Raw genomic sequence first — 14,352 nt, 5'->3', positions numbered from 1 at the left:
GAAAAAAGACCTTTGTGACGTGACGTCGCAAAGGTCTTTGTTTATGCAGCAATCAGTTAATTGCAAAGCGGTGCGACCAGACCGTCAGATCCCGTGTACACGTAGGTGTCGGAGATGTATTGGCCGGTGCCGATGCGGTTCCAGACGTTGGAAGTGCCGTAGGTGCCGGTGACGGTGGTGCCGTAAGTCTGGCAGTAGATGCGGACTTGCTGGCCGTCAGAGACCGAGCCGACGATCGCATAGCCGGTGCCCGGGCCGGAGCGGACGTTCAAGTCAGCGCCGGCGGTGTTGACGGTGCCGTTCGCGTAGGTGCCGCCGCAGGAGTTGTTCGAGGTGTAGCTTTTCGTGCCCCAGTACAGAGCTTGCGCGCCGTTGAAGACGACTTTTTGCGCGCTGCCGTTCAGACGCTGTTCGAAGTGCAGGTGCGGGCCGGTCGAGCCGCCGGTGGAGCCGACGGTGCCGAGCTTCTGGCCTTGGGTGACCGCTTGGCCAACCGAGACGGCAAACGAGTTCAGATGCGCATAGTAGGTGGTCCAGCCGCCGCCATGGTCAACGACGACATATTTGCCGTACGACGTGCTGCCCAAGTCGCGAACGGTGATGACTTTGCCGGCTGCCGAAGAGACGACGGGGTCGCCGAGGTCGTCGGTGCGGTTGAAGTCGATCGCGTTGGCCGGGCTGTGGTCGGTGCGGGTCTGGCCGCTCCAAACCTGGCCGCAAGCAAACGGCAGTTGGAACGCCGGAGCTGCGGACGCCGTCTGGGGTGCAAAGCTGATCAGCAGACCGAAGATCAGAAACACCGGGAAGAACAGAGTTTTCATAAATTTCTTCATGTGTGAGGGCCTCCTCTATCTTTTTCGTAGTGGTCTATACCACAATTCTGATTATATATAAAAATCACGGAGATGACAATAAAGTATTTTGTAATTATTAATTGAAGGTTCTTGTGGATTTATGTCGAATATTGCCAATACTGCAAGATCTAAGTGAAACAGAGGGGGACGTAAGGGTGAAGGGTTGGAAAGGGGCATGGCTTGGCTTGACAGCGTTGTCGCTGCTGTCCGCACCGGCAGCCGCACCGGCAGCCGCAGAGGCTGCTTCTGCCAAGATCAACATTAAAATCGATGGACAGGCGCAAGTCTATGACACCGCGCCATATATGAAAAATGACCGAACGCTCGTGCCGTTGCGCGGGATTTTTGAGAAGCTTGGCGCGGAGGTGTTCTGGAAAGAGGAGACGTCGACCGTCTATGCGGTCAAAGGCGATCTGAACATCGTGCTGCCGATCGGCTCGAAGCAGGCGACCGTAAACGGACAGACGGTGCAGCTCGACCAGCCGGCCGAAGTGACGAACGGGCGCACGATGGTGCCGATCCGCTTCGTGTCGGAAACGCTGGGCGCCGGTGTCTTGTGGGAGCAGAAAAGCAATTCGGTTGTGATCACCTCCGGCGTCAAACCACTGCCCAAAGGGGGCCAGGCGCTGCATCTGCCGCTGAGCTATGAATTTGTGCTCGACCCGTCGCTGGCGAGCGATCCGGCTTCCTTAACCATGCTGGCCCAAGTTGGCGAAGGCTTGACCCGTCTTGACCAAACGGGCCAAGCGGTGCCGGGAGTGGCGAAGAGCTGGAGCGTGTCGCCGGACGGCAAGACGTACCGTTTTCTGTTGCGCGACAATGCCAAGTGGTCGGACGGCACGAAGGTGACCGCGCCGGACTTCGTTTATGGCTGGTCGCGCGGGGCGAACCCGGAGCTGCAAGGAGCTTACGCATTTATGCTCGACGGGCTGGAAAGCAAAGCGCTGGACGATCTGACGCTGGAAGTGACGCTGTTGCAACCGACGCCTTCGTTCCCGGAACAGCTCGCGCTGCCGATCTTCTTCCCGCAGAAGATGCAGTTCGTGCAGAGCAAAGGCGAAGCGTTTGGCACCGATGTCAAACATTCGCTGTTCAACGGACCGTTTACGGTGACAGCGTGGGCGCATGAGCACTACGCGCTGTTGCAGAAGAATCCGACGTATTGGGATCAGGGGCAAGTGCGCTTGCAAAAAGTGAACTATTACATCGGCGCATCCGACCTGACCGGACGTTACCAGAAGGGCAAACTGGACCGCATTCCGCTTGGGGCGGCCGATGTGCCTGCCTATGTGAACAACCCGCAGTTCAGTCAGGTCAGCAATCTGGTCACGTCGTATCTGCAGTTCAACCTCGAAGACCCGGTGCTGGGCAACCTGAAGATTCGCCAGGCGCTCGGGTACGGCATTGACGCGCCGGCTCTGATCAACGCGGTTGGTGCACGCGGACGCTATGAGGCGGCGACCGGCATGGTGCCCGTCGGCATCACCAACGGAAGCGGCGGATCGTACCGCGCACAGAGCGGCGACTTGCTGCAGCGTCAAGTTCAGCTGGCGAAAGCAAAAGCTCTGCTGGCAGACGGCTTGAAGGAGCTGGGTCTGACCGCGTTTCCGAACGTGAAACTGCTCATGGATGACGGAGCGCTCGGCCGCAAGACCGGGGAAGCCTTGCAAGAGCAGTGGAAGCAGCTTCTCGGCATCAGCGTGCAAGTCGAATATGTGCCGTTTGGCCAGCGTCTGCAGCGTTCCTCGCGCGGCGATTATGACATGCTGCTTGGCTCATGGGGCGCCGATTACAACGACCCGGACAACTTCCTCAACTTGTTCCTGAGCAGCGGCATGTACAACGACGCCAACTATGAGTCGACCCTTTTTGATGCTGCGCTGAACAAGGCGCTGCAGGAAACGGACCGCTCGAAACGCATGGCGGCGTACAAGCAGGCCGAGACGATCCTGCTTGGCGATCTGCCGGTGGCGCCGCTGTATTTCACCAACCAGTCCTATCTGACCCAGCCGTATGTGAAGAACTGGCAGGCTGTGCCGGGCCTGGCGGTGAACTATGATCTGAAGCTGACTTATCTCGAAGGCAAATAGCATTGATGAAGCACTCCGTGAGGGGTGCTTTTTTGCTCTTTAAGTAAAATTGAAAATATATTATAATGATATGAATATTGGAAAGCGGGTGAACTGTGCGTGAAAGCATTGGAACTGCGGGAGCGGTATGCGGAGTTTTTCCTGAACAAAGGGTATGCGCAACTGCCGGAGCGGCGGGTGGTGAATACGGAAGGGGACGGGCCGTACTTTAACGGATCGGCGCTGACACCCAACATCGGGTATTTCACGGGGGAGAAAGAGCCGGAACGCCCGTTTTTGTTTACGCAGCAGCGGGTGTTCTGGACATCGTACTCGTATGCGGATGCGCCTTCGCCGTTGTGGACGATCTTTCAGGTGATGATGAGCTATTATCAGTTCGGCCAGCCGGACCTCCGCGAGGCGCTGACGGTGGGCTGGGAGCTGTTGACCGAAGGCTTGGGACTGCGCCGGGACGATCTGTACGTGCTGCTGCCGGAGGATCGCACCGATCTGCAGCGGGTGATGATCGGGGCCGGGTTGCCGGCTGAGAATCTGGTGTTGTGGGAGCGAGAGGTCAAGTTTCGGGTCGACGGGTTGCTGAACGGGTTCTACTGCAAGTTCTTCCTGCGCCACCGCCACTCGTTTCTGCCGATGTTTGACGTGGTGAACATCATCGGGCCGGACGGGCAGTTGAAAGTGGACAGCTGTCTGTTACTGGAGCGGATGTCGTTCATTTTGCAAGGCAAAGAGAGCTGGTATGAGACGGAGATGTTCCTGCCGCTCGTGCGGAAGATGGAAGAGCTGGACGGGCTGACCGGGCGTGATAAGTTTGGCAAGCGCACAGCGGCGACCGTACGCTCGCTGGTGGCCGCCTTGGCGGACGGGGCGCAGCTGACCGGCAAAGGGCCGGGACATGTCGTCAAGAAGATCCTGCGTGAATTGCTGCATGACCGCTATCGCTTCGGCTATGAGGCCGGGCTGCAGCAGTTTGTGCAACCGGCGCTGGAAGGTCTGTACGCGATCGGGTATGACTGGAAAGATCAACAGGATCGGTTGGAAGAGCTGTTGGCGGCCGAAGAGAACACCTACCGCAAAGTGCATCGCGAATCGATTCAATTTTTGGAAAAGCAAGTGAATTTGGCGGCAAACGGGCGCCGCGGGCTGTTCACGTTGGACGATCTGGCGGTGTGGAAAGACTCGCGCGGCATCACCGCCGAACTGGCGGTCGACATTTTGCAAGCGCGGGGGCAAACTGTGCAGGGCTATGAGCCGAAGGTGCCGGAGCGGTTCCTCACCTTCTCCGACGCCTATGATTTTGACGAGCAGACGCCCGATGTGAAAGCCTGGCTGCTCGATATGGAAGTGCGCAGCGGCTATCGCAAAAAGTAAACGAGGAGGGAGTGGAGCGGGATGGCGATCTTGATTTTGAACCGGTTTCCGGCAAAGCTGGTGTTCTTCAAAGAATGGCTGCAAGAGCTGGGGGAAGAGCTGATCTTGTTTACACCGAGCTATTATGAGCAGGACTTCCCGGAGTATGACGTGGTCAGAGGGTTTGAGAATTATGTGTACAGCAGTCTGGTCGAGATCGAAGCTCTGCACCTGCATCAGGAACGCCCGATCCGCCGGGTGCTGGCGCTCGATGAAAGCGACATCCTCCGCGCCGCACGGATTCGCGAGCGCTTGGGCCTGCCGGGACAAGATGTGGCGAGCGCAGAGGCTTATCGCGACAAAGTGGTGATGAAAGGACTGCTCGCCGACCGGGTGCAATGCCCGCCGTATCGGCGGCTGGAGACGGGCGTCGATCTGTATGAGTTTGTTCAGGAACACGGTCTGCCCCTCGTCGTCAAGCCGGTCGACGGCATGGGCGCGATGAATACGACGGTGGTGCGCACGGAAGCCGACCTGCAGCTCTTGTACCGCAAAGGGCGGCTGACCGGCATGATGGTCGAAGTGTATGTGCCGGGCGACATGTACGAGATCGACGGGCTGGTCGCGCACGGCCGCGTCGAACTGGTCTCGGTCGGCATTTACAACGACGCCTGCCTGAACTATCAGGAGAACGAAGGTCTCTACATCGAACTTTTGCATCCGAACGAAGAGATGTACCAGCGGATGCGCGCCATGACCGAGCAAGTGCTGGCGATCTTGCCGACACCGGAGCACACCTCCTTCCACTGTGAGATCTTCCATACGCCTGATGATGAGCTGGTCTTCTGCGAGATCGCCTCGCGCACGGCCGGGGGGCGGATCTCCGAATGTGTGCGGCAGGCGTACGGCGTCGAACTGGATGAAGCGTGGTCGAAGCTGTCCTGCGGGCTGAATGTCCCGCTTCCCGAGACAAACGAACCGCGCGTGCTGTCTGCGGTGTACCTGATTCCGAAGCAGGTCGGGCGTCTGGTCGGGATGATCGATTCGTTCCCCTTTGACTGGGTCAAGGAATACCAGCCGCGCATGCAGCCCGGCATGGTGTCGAAAGGCCAGTTGGCAGCTGCCGACACGGTGGGTTCGGTGGTGTTTGTCGCCAAGGATCGGGCGGAGCTGGAGGCAAGGTATGCCGAACTGCTCGCCTATATCGAGCAGCACGTGATCTGGGCGGCCGAAGAAGAAAGAGTCGAGAGCGGCCAATAAACGAGGGAGGTGTGCAGCATGGCAATCTTGCTCTTCAATCGCTTCTCCCGGGAGCAGATCGATTATACGGAGTGGCTGACCGGGCTGGAGGAAGACGTGTATATGTTTGCGGAGCGGAGCGTGGTCGATGACTTCCCGGAGTTTCCGGTGCGCCGGCCGTTTGATGTGCTGATGCGCGACGGGCGCGTGGAGGTCGAAGCGGTCAAACTGCATGCGGAGCGTCCGTTCCGGCGGATCATCGCGCTTGAGGAAAGCGAGATCATCCGCGCAGGTCGCCTGCGCGACCGTTTGGGCATCGCCGGTCAAGGGTATGAAAGCGCCCTCGCCTTTCGCGACAAAGCGGTGATGAAAGAGACGGCATCGCGCGGCGGAATCCCTGTCGCCGCCCATCGCAAGCTGGAAAGCCCGCTCGATCTCGATGATTTTGCTGTGGAGCACGGCTATCCGATCGTCGTCAAACCGCTGCGCGGCATGTCTTCGGCCTACACGAAGGTGCTGCGCTCGGAAGCAGCGCTCGGCGAGTACTTGAAGACGAACAGTACGGCCGGGATGCTGGCGGAGGCGTTTGTGGAAGGCAAGATGTACCAGATCGACGGCGTGGTGCTGGACGGGGATGTGAAGTTTGCCTGTGCGACCGCCTATGTCAACACTTGCCTCGCCTATACTGACCAGCAAGGCGTCGGCAATGTCATGCTGGAGCCGGGGCATCCGCTGGGCGAGCGTTTGATCTCCTTTGCCAAAGAACTGCTCGCCGTGATGCCGAAGTTAGATGCTTCGACCTTCCATGCGGAAGTGTTCCACACGCCGGACGACCGGATCGTGCTCTGCGAAGTGGCGTCACGCACCACCGGCGGCCGGATCAACGTGTTGATCGAGCGCGCGTACGGCCTGCACCTCGACCGCTGCATCACCCGCGCCCAATGCGGCCTGATCGACCCGCTGCCCGACCGCAGCAAGGCCGGCGCTCTGTATGGCGGCTACTTCATTCCGCCCAAACATGGGAAGCTGGTCAGCATGCCGGAGACGGTGCCGTTCGACTGGTGCGAGGTCAGCCAAGAAGGAGAAATCGGCAAAGTCTATGGAGGTCCAACCCGCAGCACGGAAAGCTATCTGACGGTGACCGTCACCGGCCAAACGGCAGCCGAGGTCGAAGTCCGGCTCGGGCAAGCGGTGGCGTACGTGGAGGAAAACACCGTCTGGGAATCCTGATCCTGCCCCCGGCAATTGAGATTCGTGGAAAACGCCCGGAGTCTGGTATAATGAAAGGAGTGTAATCTTATCGGAGGTACCGAGATGGAGATTGTCGACAAGCGACAGGCGATATTAGAAGCTGCTGCCAAGCGGTTTAGCACGAGCGGGTTCCATGAAACAAAAGTTGGGGAGATTGCACAGGATGCAGGGATCGCCAAAGGGACGGTGTACCTGCACTTTAAGGATAAAGAGACATTGCTGGCCGAAGTGGTGCACTATCAGATGCGGGAATACTACCGCGTCGTGGTCGAAGCGGTGAAACCGTATGAGTCGGCTGCTGAAAAATTGCGCGCCTATGCGCGGTTCCAAGTGGAACGCTTTCCGCAGATGGTGAAGTTTCATAAGCTGAACTTCGAACACATGATCAAATTCAAAGACAACAAATCGTTTGAGCAGCAGCGGATCAAGCAGTTGCACGACGTGATGCACCTGCTGACCGATGTGATCAAGTATGGGATTGAGCGCGGAGAGTTCCGCGAGATGGAAGACACGACCGATGCCGCCCTGGTCATCTCCGGCGCGATCCACAGCTACATGCAAGCGGTGATGACCGGGATGATCGAAGCGAAAGACCAGGCGGGCGCTGAGGCCTTGGTCGACATGGCAATCCGGGGATTGGCCCGCTAAAGGAAGCAGGAAAGAAAGTCCGTTTCGATGACCGAGGGGTGCATCGAAACGGGCTTTTTAGTGCGGATCTTCGAAGAGGCGCTTGAGGTTGTTGATCTTCTCGTTCCAAAATCGCTCGTAGTAATCGAGCCAGTCGCGGACTTCCCGCAGGGGTTCCGCACGTAGTTGGTAGAGGCGCTCGCGGCCTGATTTGGTCTCGGTGACCAGCCCGGCCTGGCGCAGGACGTTGAGATGCTTGGAGATCGCGGGGCGGGAGACGGGGAAATGCTCGGCCAGCCGGGTGACCGACTGTTCGCCGCCGGAGAGGATTTCTAACAGCTTGCGGCGGGTCGGATCGGCCAGCGCCGCAAAGACGTCATAAGGTTGTCCTTCTTCGATCATGCGAAGCACCTCCTTGAAGGTGAAGGACGCGTAACTGAACGGTTACGTTTTTCATTATAGAGATTGGTCTGCTGCGATGTCAAGGCAAGTTGCCTTTTTCCTAGTTTGGTGTATTCTGTTAGGTAACATGTACCCAAGCTGAAGGAGGTATTTTGATGGAATACAGACGCATTACGAGCATTGACGACCCGCTGTTCAAGCAGATGCATGAGCTGATGGGCAAGGTGTTCCCGAAGGAAGAAGTGCTGGAGTTCTCCTTGTGGGCCGACCCGCTGCAAGATCCGGGAATTCGCGTGTTTGTCGCTGTGGAAGACGGCAAGGTGGTCGGGGCGACCGAATACCGCTATTATGCGGACATGCAGGTGGCGATGACCGATTTCACGATCATCGGCGTTGACGGCAAAGGCATCGGGCCGTTCCTGGCCAACCAGCGCCGCGAAGACCTGCTGAAGGTCGTGGCAGATGCCGGACGTGAGCTGAAAGGCATGTTTGCCGAGATCTACAACCCGTACCTCGTGGAGGCGTATGGCTTTGGCGGCGTGAAGTCGATGAACCCGTACGTGCGCCGCGAAGTCTTGTCTCACCTCGGCTACCGCAAGCTCGACTTCCCGTATGTGCACCCGTCCTGGGAAGGCGACGGCGAAGCGGTCTCCGGCCTCGACCTCTGCTATCTGAGCTACGAGCCGGGCGTTGAGTCTCTGCCCGCCGAACTGATCGTCCAGTTCCTTACCACCTACTACGCCATCCTCCCGAACAAACCGGAGTCATGGGAGCAGATGGTCGAAGGGCTGCGCGGCAAAGAGACGGTCAAGCTGCTGGCGATTTAACTCAATAGAAAAAGGCTCAGCTTGGATTGCACAAGCTGAGCCTTTTTAGTTATTACATCGTGACCAAAGGCGCCGGATTGGTGCGGGTGGTTTCGAGGCGCTGCTTGTAAAACTGGGCGGAGAGGGCAAACTCCTGGAGCTCGAAGTAGGTGTTGCCCAAGTGCTCTTCCAATTCGGCGATCTGCTTCTTGTCGCCGGACTGCAAGAACAGGCGGTAGGAATCCTGGTAGTTCTCCAGCGCTTCCGAATAGCGGGCTGCTTGGAAGTTGACGTTGCCGAGGTAGAGATGGGCAAACGCTTTGAACTTGGGCTGGTGGTCACCGTTCAAGATCCGCTCGCAGATCGCCTGCACCTGTGCCGTTTCGCCGAGCAGCAGGAAGGCGCGGGCCAGCTCGATGCGGGCGTTGGCGGCGCGGGCTTCGAGGCGGTCCGCTTCGGCCGGGTCGGTTTTGACCTGGGCATCGCGGAGCTGCTCGTAGATCAGGATCGCATCGGACAGCGACGCCGCCGCTTTGCTCCCCTGGCCGGTGTTGGAGTAGAGGATGCCGAGGTTGGTGATCACCCCGGCCTTGTTTTCGATATGGCCGGCATAGTCATAGAAGTCGATGGCGCGGCGGAAGAACTCGACCGCCGACTCCGCCTCGCCAATCTGCATGTGGCAGGTGCCGAGGATGAAGTAGATGTGCCCGGCCTTGTAATGCACGTTCATCGCGTGGTTGAGATAGTTCGCTTCGTTGAGCAGGCGAATCGCCGAGTGGTATTCGCCCAGTTTGGCATGCGCCACGCCGGTGTTGATCAGCACCGATGTCTTGACCAGACCGCCGAGATGATAGCGGATGATCACTTCGTTTGCTTCATTCAAAATGCGCAACGCTTCCTGGTTGTCGTTTAGCTGCAGGTTGCAGTACGCCAGCGAATCGAGCGAGCGCACCAGCTCTTTGGAGTCGACATACTCCGCCAGGTGCTCAAGGCTCTTCCGGTAAAACGGCATCGCATCTTGAAACTGGTTGGCCTGCTCGCGGAGCTTGCCATGCACCCAGTTCAAGATGCCGAGGTCAAAGTCGTTCAGCTCCTCTTGAGACGCCGACTCCAAGTTGTCGAGAATCTTCTTCGCCTGCTCATACTGGCCGGATTCAGCATGCCCTTCCGCAAACCGGACGTACTTCTTCCAGTCGGTGATCAGCATCGCCTTGTTTTCCGGCTCTTTGAAAAAATCCTCAACCGACACGCCGAGTTTATTCGAAAGCTTTTCCAACGTATCATACGAAGGCTGGATCAAGCCTTTTTCGATTTGACTGATATAACTGCGCGTGACTACCCCTTCGGCCAACTCTTGCTGTGTCAGCTTGGAGGCTTTACGCAGTTCTTTGATTCTTTGTCCAACTCCTGCCATCCCCGATAACACTCCTATATGTCAATTCAATTCATCGTCATTTTTTTTGCTCTATTAAGTTAGTATATCATACCCGAACAAGAGCCAATTGTCCTTATTTTAGTGTCATCTGTTTAAGTATGGTCAAAATTGAGTGTAGAAAAACACCAAATTAAAACTGATCATTTCGATTTTCTAATCAAAATGTTCAAAAATGTTATTGACGAAATTAGGAAATCAGACTACCATATTCGTAACGAAGCTAAACATTCTATGAAACAAAAGAAAATGTTCACTATAGTTTAGGGGGATATACGAAGATGAAACTGGTTAAAGTGTTGGCGTTCTGTGCATTTACAATGGCGGTAGTGGTGGCTTTTGCAACGGTGATTGGTCCGGATACCATGCGTCAGGCAGAGCTGGTATGGCCGATCGGCAACGCGCCGTCGCTGTAAGCTGTCAGCAGGATCTGGATCAGTAGGCTTGAAATGGAAGTAACTGGTACACAATAGAAAAGAGATGCTGAAGGACGCGAAGGCTTGAGCTTTCGCGTTTCTCTTGTTTGACGGCAGGAGGGAGGCTCGATGTTGGAAGCGGCAGACGGCGGTCAGCAGATGGTGTACCAGGCGGCAGTCAAAGAGGAAGCGCTGTGCAGAACCTTGCTGGAGCAGTTGCAGCAGGAGCTGGAACGGGACCAGCCCCGGCGCGAAGAGTTCAGGCTGCTGTATGCACAGGCGGAAACAAATTGGCTGAAAGCGAAGAAACGCGTGGAAAAAACTAGACGGCAGTACGAGAGCAGGCTCGGCGGATCACGCTGAGCCTTTTTTGTTGGGGGGGAAGGAATCTAAACGTAATGATAGAAGTATCATTTATAAATTTAGCCACTGGGAATTAAGGCGGAGGGATATAAATGAAGGCAACGATCGTCATCGGCGTTATCGGAGCGGATTGCCATGCGGTAGGAAATCGGATTTTGGATCATGTGTTTTCGGAAGCCGGGTTTCAGGTCGTGAACATCGGGGTGCTGTCGTCGCAGGAAGATTTTATTTCGGCGGCGATCGAGACCGGCGCGAAGGCGATTCTGGTCTCTTCGCTCTACGGGCACGGCGAGATCGACTGCCGCGGGCTGCGTGAAAAATGCGAAGAGGCGGGGCTTGGCGACATGGTGCTGTATGTCGGTGGCAACCTCGTCGTTGGCAAACACGATTTTGCCGAAGTGGAAGCGCAGTTTCTGGACATGGGCTTCAACCGCGTGTTTTCGCCGGAGACGCCGCTGGAGATCGCGGTGCGCAATCTGCATGAGGATTTAGGGCTGGTGGTATAGATGGAAGCGGTGCTTTGTATCGATTTTGGCAGCACCTACACCAAACTGACGGCGATCGACCTGCACGGCGAACGCATCCTCGGGACGGCAAAAGATCTGACCACGGTCGATGAGGGGATTCTTGTCGGATTTGAAAAAGCGTACGCCAAGCTGCTCGAACAGACCGGGCCGGTGGAGTTTACCGAAAAGCTGGCCTGTTCCAGCGCGGCCGGGGGCTTGAAGATGGTCGCGATCGGGCTGGTGCCGGAACTGACCGCCGAAGCGGCGAAGCGGGCGGCGCTGGGTGCAGGGGCACGGGTGCTTGGCGTATATTCGTTTGAGCTGACCCGCAGCGACCTGGAAGAGATCAAAGGGCTGGAGCCCGACCTGCTCCTGCTCGCCGGGGGAACGGACGGCGGGAACAAAACCTGCATTTTGCACAACGCGCGGATGATCGCCGAGCATGTGCAAGCTGTGCCGGTCGTTGTGGCCGGGAACAAAAATGCGCGGGATGAGATCGAGGCGCTTTTTGACGAAAGGGGCCTTTACTATAAATTGGTGCCAAACGTGATGCCGCGCCTCAATGAGCTGCAGGTGGAGCCGGCGCGCGAGGCGATCCGCGATGTGTTTATGGAGCGGATCGTCGTGGCTAAAGGGCTGGATCAGGCGGAAGAGCTGGTCGGCGGGATTTTGATGCCGACGCCGGCCGCCGTGCTGGAAGCGGCGGTGGTGCTGGCCGACGGCACCGACCTGCAGGACGGCATCGGGCCGCTGGTCGTGATCGATGTCGGGGGCGCGACGACCGATATCCATTCGGTTGGCAGCGGTGAGCCGACCAAGCCGGGCGTGGTCTGGAAAGGGCTGCAGGAACCGCACGCCAAGCGCACGGTGGAAGGCGACCTCGGCATGCGGGTCAGCGCTGTATCGCTGTGGGAGACGGCAGGCTCGCGGCGGATCTTGAAGCATCTGCCGGAGTATGCGGGCTCGGTGGAAGCGCGCTGCCGGATGCTGCAAGGCGAGGTGAGTCTGGTCCCGCAAACGGCGGAAGATGCAGCGTTTGATGAAGCGCTGGGCAAGGCGGCGGTGGAGATCGCCATGGAGCGGCACGCCGGTGTGGTGGAAAGCGTCTATACCCCGATGGGGCTGTTTTTATCGCAGACCGGCAAAGACCTGCTGGAATTTGGCACGGTGATCGGCACCGGCGGGGTGCTGGTGCACAGTGCGCGGGCCGATCAGATCGTTGCGGCCGGATTCTTTACGGAAGAGAACCCAACTTGTCTGAAACCCTTGCGCCCAAACGTGCTGATCGACCGGACGTACCTTTTGTCGGCGATGGGGCTGGTGGCGCAGCGCGACCCGGAAAAGGCGCTCTGTTTGATGAAAAAATACCTGATCTGAGACGCGGAGGTGCAGCATGGAGCTTCGGAATGTGAAATGGAGTATGGACTCCTTTTGGGAAGTGCGCGAAGGGGTGCTCGGGCAGTGGGAGACGGGCCGCGATGCCGATCTGGAACGGGCGGCTGCCTACCAGCGCCAAATCCCGCTGGACAAGCGGTTCGCTCCGGCCCTGATGCGCGCCAAAGCGGCAGGGATCACGCTGGCCCAGCCCCGCGCCGGGGTGGCGACGGTGGAAGGGCAGATCGAACTGCTCTTGCATCTGCAGGATGTGGGCGGAGCGGACCTGCTGCCGGTGACGATCGACAGCTACACGCGGCAGAACCGGTACCGCGAATGCATCGTCGGGCTGGAGGAGAGCAAAAAGACGGGCCGCTCGCTGTTGAACGGTTTTCCGGCGGTGAACCACGGAGTGGCAGGCTGCCGCGAGCTGTTTGAACAGGTGGGGCTGCCGCTGCAGGCCCGGCATGGGACGCCCGATGCGCGGCTCTTGTCGGAGATCGTGCTGGCGGCCGGCTGGACGTCGAACGAAGGCGGCGGGATTTCTTACAACATCCCTTATGCGAAAAATGTGAGTCTGGAGCGTTCGATTCTGGACTGGCAATATTGTGACCGTCTGGTCGGACTCTATGAAGAGATGGGCATTCGGATCAACCGCGAGCCGTTTGGCCCGCTGACCGGCACCTTGGTGCCGCCAAGCATGTCGAATGCGGTGATGATCCTCGAAGGGCTGCTCGCGGCGGAGCAAGGCGTGAAAAGCCTGACGCTCGGCTACGGGCAAGGCGGTCAGCTGTTGCAGGACGTGGCGGCAGTCCGGGCGCTGGAAGAGCAGGCAGAAGCGTATTTCCACGCGTTTGGCTATGCGGACATCGAGATCACCACCGTGTTCCACCAGTGGATGGGCGGCTTCCCGCAAGATGAGGCGCAGGCGTTTGGCGTGGTCTGCCTCGGTGCACAGGCGGCCGCCTTGGCCGGTGCGACCAAAGTGATCGTCAAAACGCCGCATGAAGCGGCAGGCGTGCCGACCAAGGAAGCGAACGCGCAAGGCATTTTGGCGACACAGCAGACGCTGCGCATGCTGCAGGGCCAGCGCCTGGCGATGTCCCCGGCGCTGCAGGCGGAGATCGACTTGATCAAGGCGGAGACGAAATGTCTCTTGGACAAAGTGGAAGCGCTTGGCGAAGGGGACTGGGCGATCGGTGCGGTGCGGGCCTTTCAGGCAGGTGTGCTCGATGTGCCGTTTGCCCCGAGCCGCCACAACGCGGGCAAAATGCTCCCGGCGCGCGACAACGCAGGCGCGATCCGCTACCTGGAGTTCGGCAACCTCCCGTTCACGCAGGAGATCCAAGACCACAATCGTGCCTTGCTCGAAGATCGGGCGCGTTTCGAAGGGCGCACCGTCTCGTTCCAGATGGTCATCGACGACATCTACGCGGTGAGCAAAGGGACGCTGGTCGGGCGACCGGAAAAAGTGATCAGTTACAGGAAGGCATAACCTTGAAAAGCTGGTATCTGTTCGTCGACAGGTGCCAGCTTTATTTGTTTATTGAAGTTGGGCTAAACAGATGAAAATTTAGTGCGGTGGGGAGGAATTATTTATCGTTCATAGAAAGCTGTTTATATAGAAACTACAGCTTTATTGATT

The 14,352-nt window shown here is 58.1% G+C and carries 13 protein-coding genes and 2 pseudogenes; 11 read left to right on the top strand and 4 right to left on the bottom strand.

Annotation, left to right across the window (positions count from 1 at the left end; genetic code table 11):
- Positions 1 to 56: 56 nt before the first annotated feature.
- Together CBW65_RS25295 and CBW65_RS25290 are read right to left on the bottom strand one after the other, a co-directional pair.
- Positions 57 to 296, bottom strand: a pseudogene (locus CBW65_RS25295) (SH3 domain-containing protein); the annotation flags it as partial.
- 102 nt (positions 297 to 398) lie between these two features.
- Positions 399 to 821, bottom strand: a pseudogene (locus tag CBW65_RS25290) (M23 family metallopeptidase); the annotation flags it as partial.
- Between the two features lie 188 nt (positions 822 to 1,009).
- On the opposite strand from CBW65_RS25290, the gene CBW65_RS03560 reads away from it, so the two are divergent.
- The 5 genes from CBW65_RS03560 (at position 1,010) to CBW65_RS03540 (ending at position 7,429) form a co-directional block, all read left to right on the top strand.
- The gene (locus tag CBW65_RS03560) at positions 1,010 to 2,944 is read left to right on the top strand and encodes an ABC transporter substrate-binding protein (RefSeq protein WP_087455627.1); all 1,935 of its coding nucleotides are present in this window, start codon (positions 1,010 to 1,012) and stop codon (positions 2,942 to 2,944) included.
- Between the two features lie 99 nt (positions 2,945 to 3,043).
- Positions 3,044 to 4,312: an alanine--tRNA ligase-related protein gene (locus CBW65_RS03555; protein WP_087455626.1), complete on the top strand. Its 1,269-nt coding sequence runs from the start codon at positions 3,044 to 3,046 to the stop codon at positions 4,310 to 4,312.
- A 21-nt stretch (positions 4,313 to 4,333) separates the two neighbouring features.
- Entirely contained in the window at positions 4,334 to 5,551 is a 1,218-nt protein-coding gene (locus tag CBW65_RS03550; RefSeq protein WP_087455625.1) for an ATP-grasp domain-containing protein, read from the top strand.
- Between the two features lie 18 nt (positions 5,552 to 5,569).
- Positions 5,570 to 6,760, top strand: a complete 1,191-nt coding sequence (locus tag CBW65_RS03545) for an ATP-grasp domain-containing protein (RefSeq protein WP_087455624.1) — start codon at positions 5,570 to 5,572, stop codon at positions 6,758 to 6,760.
- Between the two features lie 84 nt (positions 6,761 to 6,844).
- The gene (locus tag CBW65_RS03540) at positions 6,845 to 7,429 is read left to right on the top strand and encodes a TetR/AcrR family transcriptional regulator (RefSeq protein WP_087455623.1); all 585 of its coding nucleotides are present in this window, start codon (positions 6,845 to 6,847) and stop codon (positions 7,427 to 7,429) included.
- Positions 7,430 to 7,486: 57 nt separating this feature from the next.
- Here the strand turns inward: CBW65_RS03540 and CBW65_RS03535 are convergent, their stop codons facing one another.
- Positions 7,487 to 7,810 carry an ArsR/SmtB family transcription factor gene (locus CBW65_RS03535; protein ID WP_087455622.1) on the bottom strand — a complete coding sequence of 108 codons (324 nt, stop codon included), beginning with the start codon at positions 7,808 to 7,810 and terminating at the stop codon, positions 7,487 to 7,489.
- A gap of 155 nt (positions 7,811 to 7,965) precedes the next feature.
- On the opposite strand from CBW65_RS03535, the gene CBW65_RS03530 reads away from it, so the two are divergent.
- Positions 7,966 to 8,637: a GNAT family N-acetyltransferase gene (locus CBW65_RS03530; protein WP_087455621.1), complete on the top strand. Its 672-nt coding sequence runs from the start codon at positions 7,966 to 7,968 to the stop codon at positions 8,635 to 8,637.
- 52 nt (positions 8,638 to 8,689) lie between these two features.
- Here CBW65_RS03530 and CBW65_RS03525 read toward each other — a convergent pair whose 3' ends face one another.
- Positions 8,690 to 10,030 carry a helix-turn-helix domain-containing protein gene (locus CBW65_RS03525; RefSeq protein WP_087455620.1) on the bottom strand — a complete coding sequence of 447 codons (1,341 nt, stop codon included), beginning with the start codon at positions 10,028 to 10,030 and terminating at the stop codon, positions 8,690 to 8,692.
- Positions 10,031 to 10,329: 299 nt separating this feature from the next.
- Here CBW65_RS03525 and CBW65_RS25020 point away from each other — a divergent pair, with 299 nt between their 5' ends.
- From CBW65_RS25020 to CBW65_RS03505, 5 genes are all read left to right on the top strand, one after another.
- The gene (locus CBW65_RS25020) at positions 10,330 to 10,464 is read left to right on the top strand and encodes a hypothetical protein (RefSeq protein WP_269767998.1); all 135 of its coding nucleotides are present in this window, start codon (positions 10,330 to 10,332) and stop codon (positions 10,462 to 10,464) included.
- Positions 10,465 to 10,593: 129 nt separating this feature from the next.
- Positions 10,594 to 10,827, top strand: a complete 234-nt coding sequence (locus CBW65_RS03520; RefSeq protein ID WP_087455619.1) for a hypothetical protein — start codon at positions 10,594 to 10,596, stop codon at positions 10,825 to 10,827.
- 92 nt (positions 10,828 to 10,919) lie between these two features.
- The gene (gene glmS / locus CBW65_RS03515; RefSeq protein WP_087455618.1) at positions 10,920 to 11,333 is read left to right on the top strand and encodes a methylaspartate mutase subunit S; all 414 of its coding nucleotides are present in this window, start codon (positions 10,920 to 10,922) and stop codon (positions 11,331 to 11,333) included.
- Positions 11,334 to 12,710 carry a methylaspartate mutase accessory protein GlmL gene (gene glmL / locus CBW65_RS03510; protein WP_087455617.1) on the top strand — a complete coding sequence of 459 codons (1,377 nt, stop codon included), beginning with the start codon at positions 11,334 to 11,336 and terminating at the stop codon, positions 12,708 to 12,710.
- A 16-nt stretch (positions 12,711 to 12,726) separates the two neighbouring features.
- On the top strand, positions 12,727 to 14,202 hold the full coding sequence (locus CBW65_RS03505) for a methylaspartate mutase subunit E (RefSeq protein WP_087455616.1): 1,476 nt from the start codon (positions 12,727 to 12,729) through the stop codon (positions 14,200 to 14,202).
- The last annotated feature ends 150 nt before the right edge of the window (positions 14,203 to 14,352 follow it).

The sequence above is a fragment of the Tumebacillus avium genome (assembly GCF_002162355.1).
Lineage (GTDB): Bacteria > Bacillota > Bacilli > Tumebacillales > Tumebacillaceae > Tumebacillus_A > Tumebacillus_A avium.
The sequence above is the reverse complement of the archived record's forward strand: the minus strand, read 5'-3'. Positions and strand labels throughout refer to the sequence as shown.

What these genes read in the sequence shown, in the direction of transcription:
- CBW65_RS03545 (WP_087455624.1), top strand. Translation starts at nt 5,570, where the DNA reads ATGGCAATCTTGCTCTTCAATCGCTTCTCCCGGGAGCAGATCGATTAT.
- CBW65_RS03505 (WP_087455616.1), top strand. Translation starts at nt 12,727, where the DNA reads ATGGAGCTTCGGAATGTGAAATGGAGTATGGACTCCTTTTGGGAAGTG.
- CBW65_RS03530 (WP_087455621.1), top strand. Translation starts at nt 7,966, where the DNA reads ATGGAATACAGACGCATTACGAGCATTGACGACCCGCTGTTCAAGCAG.
- CBW65_RS03525 (WP_087455620.1), bottom strand. Translation starts at nt 10,030, where the DNA reads ATGGCAGGAGTTGGACAAAGAATCAAAGAACTGCGTAAAGCCTCCAAG.
- CBW65_RS03520 (WP_087455619.1), top strand. Translation starts at nt 10,594, where the DNA reads ATGTTGGAAGCGGCAGACGGCGGTCAGCAGATGGTGTACCAGGCGGCA.
- CBW65_RS25020 (WP_269767998.1), top strand. Translation starts at nt 10,330, where the DNA reads ATGAAACTGGTTAAAGTGTTGGCGTTCTGTGCATTTACAATGGCGGTA.
- CBW65_RS03540 (WP_087455623.1), top strand. Translation starts at nt 6,845, where the DNA reads ATGGAGATTGTCGACAAGCGACAGGCGATATTAGAAGCTGCTGCCAAG.
- glmL (WP_087455617.1), top strand. Translation starts at nt 11,334, where the DNA reads ATGGAAGCGGTGCTTTGTATCGATTTTGGCAGCACCTACACCAAACTG.
- CBW65_RS03535 (WP_087455622.1), bottom strand. Translation starts at nt 7,810, where the DNA reads ATGATCGAAGAAGGACAACCTTATGACGTCTTTGCGGCGCTGGCCGAT.
- CBW65_RS03550 (WP_087455625.1), top strand. Translation starts at nt 4,334, where the DNA reads ATGGCGATCTTGATTTTGAACCGGTTTCCGGCAAAGCTGGTGTTCTTC.
- glmS (WP_087455618.1), top strand. Translation starts at nt 10,920, where the DNA reads ATGAAGGCAACGATCGTCATCGGCGTTATCGGAGCGGATTGCCATGCG.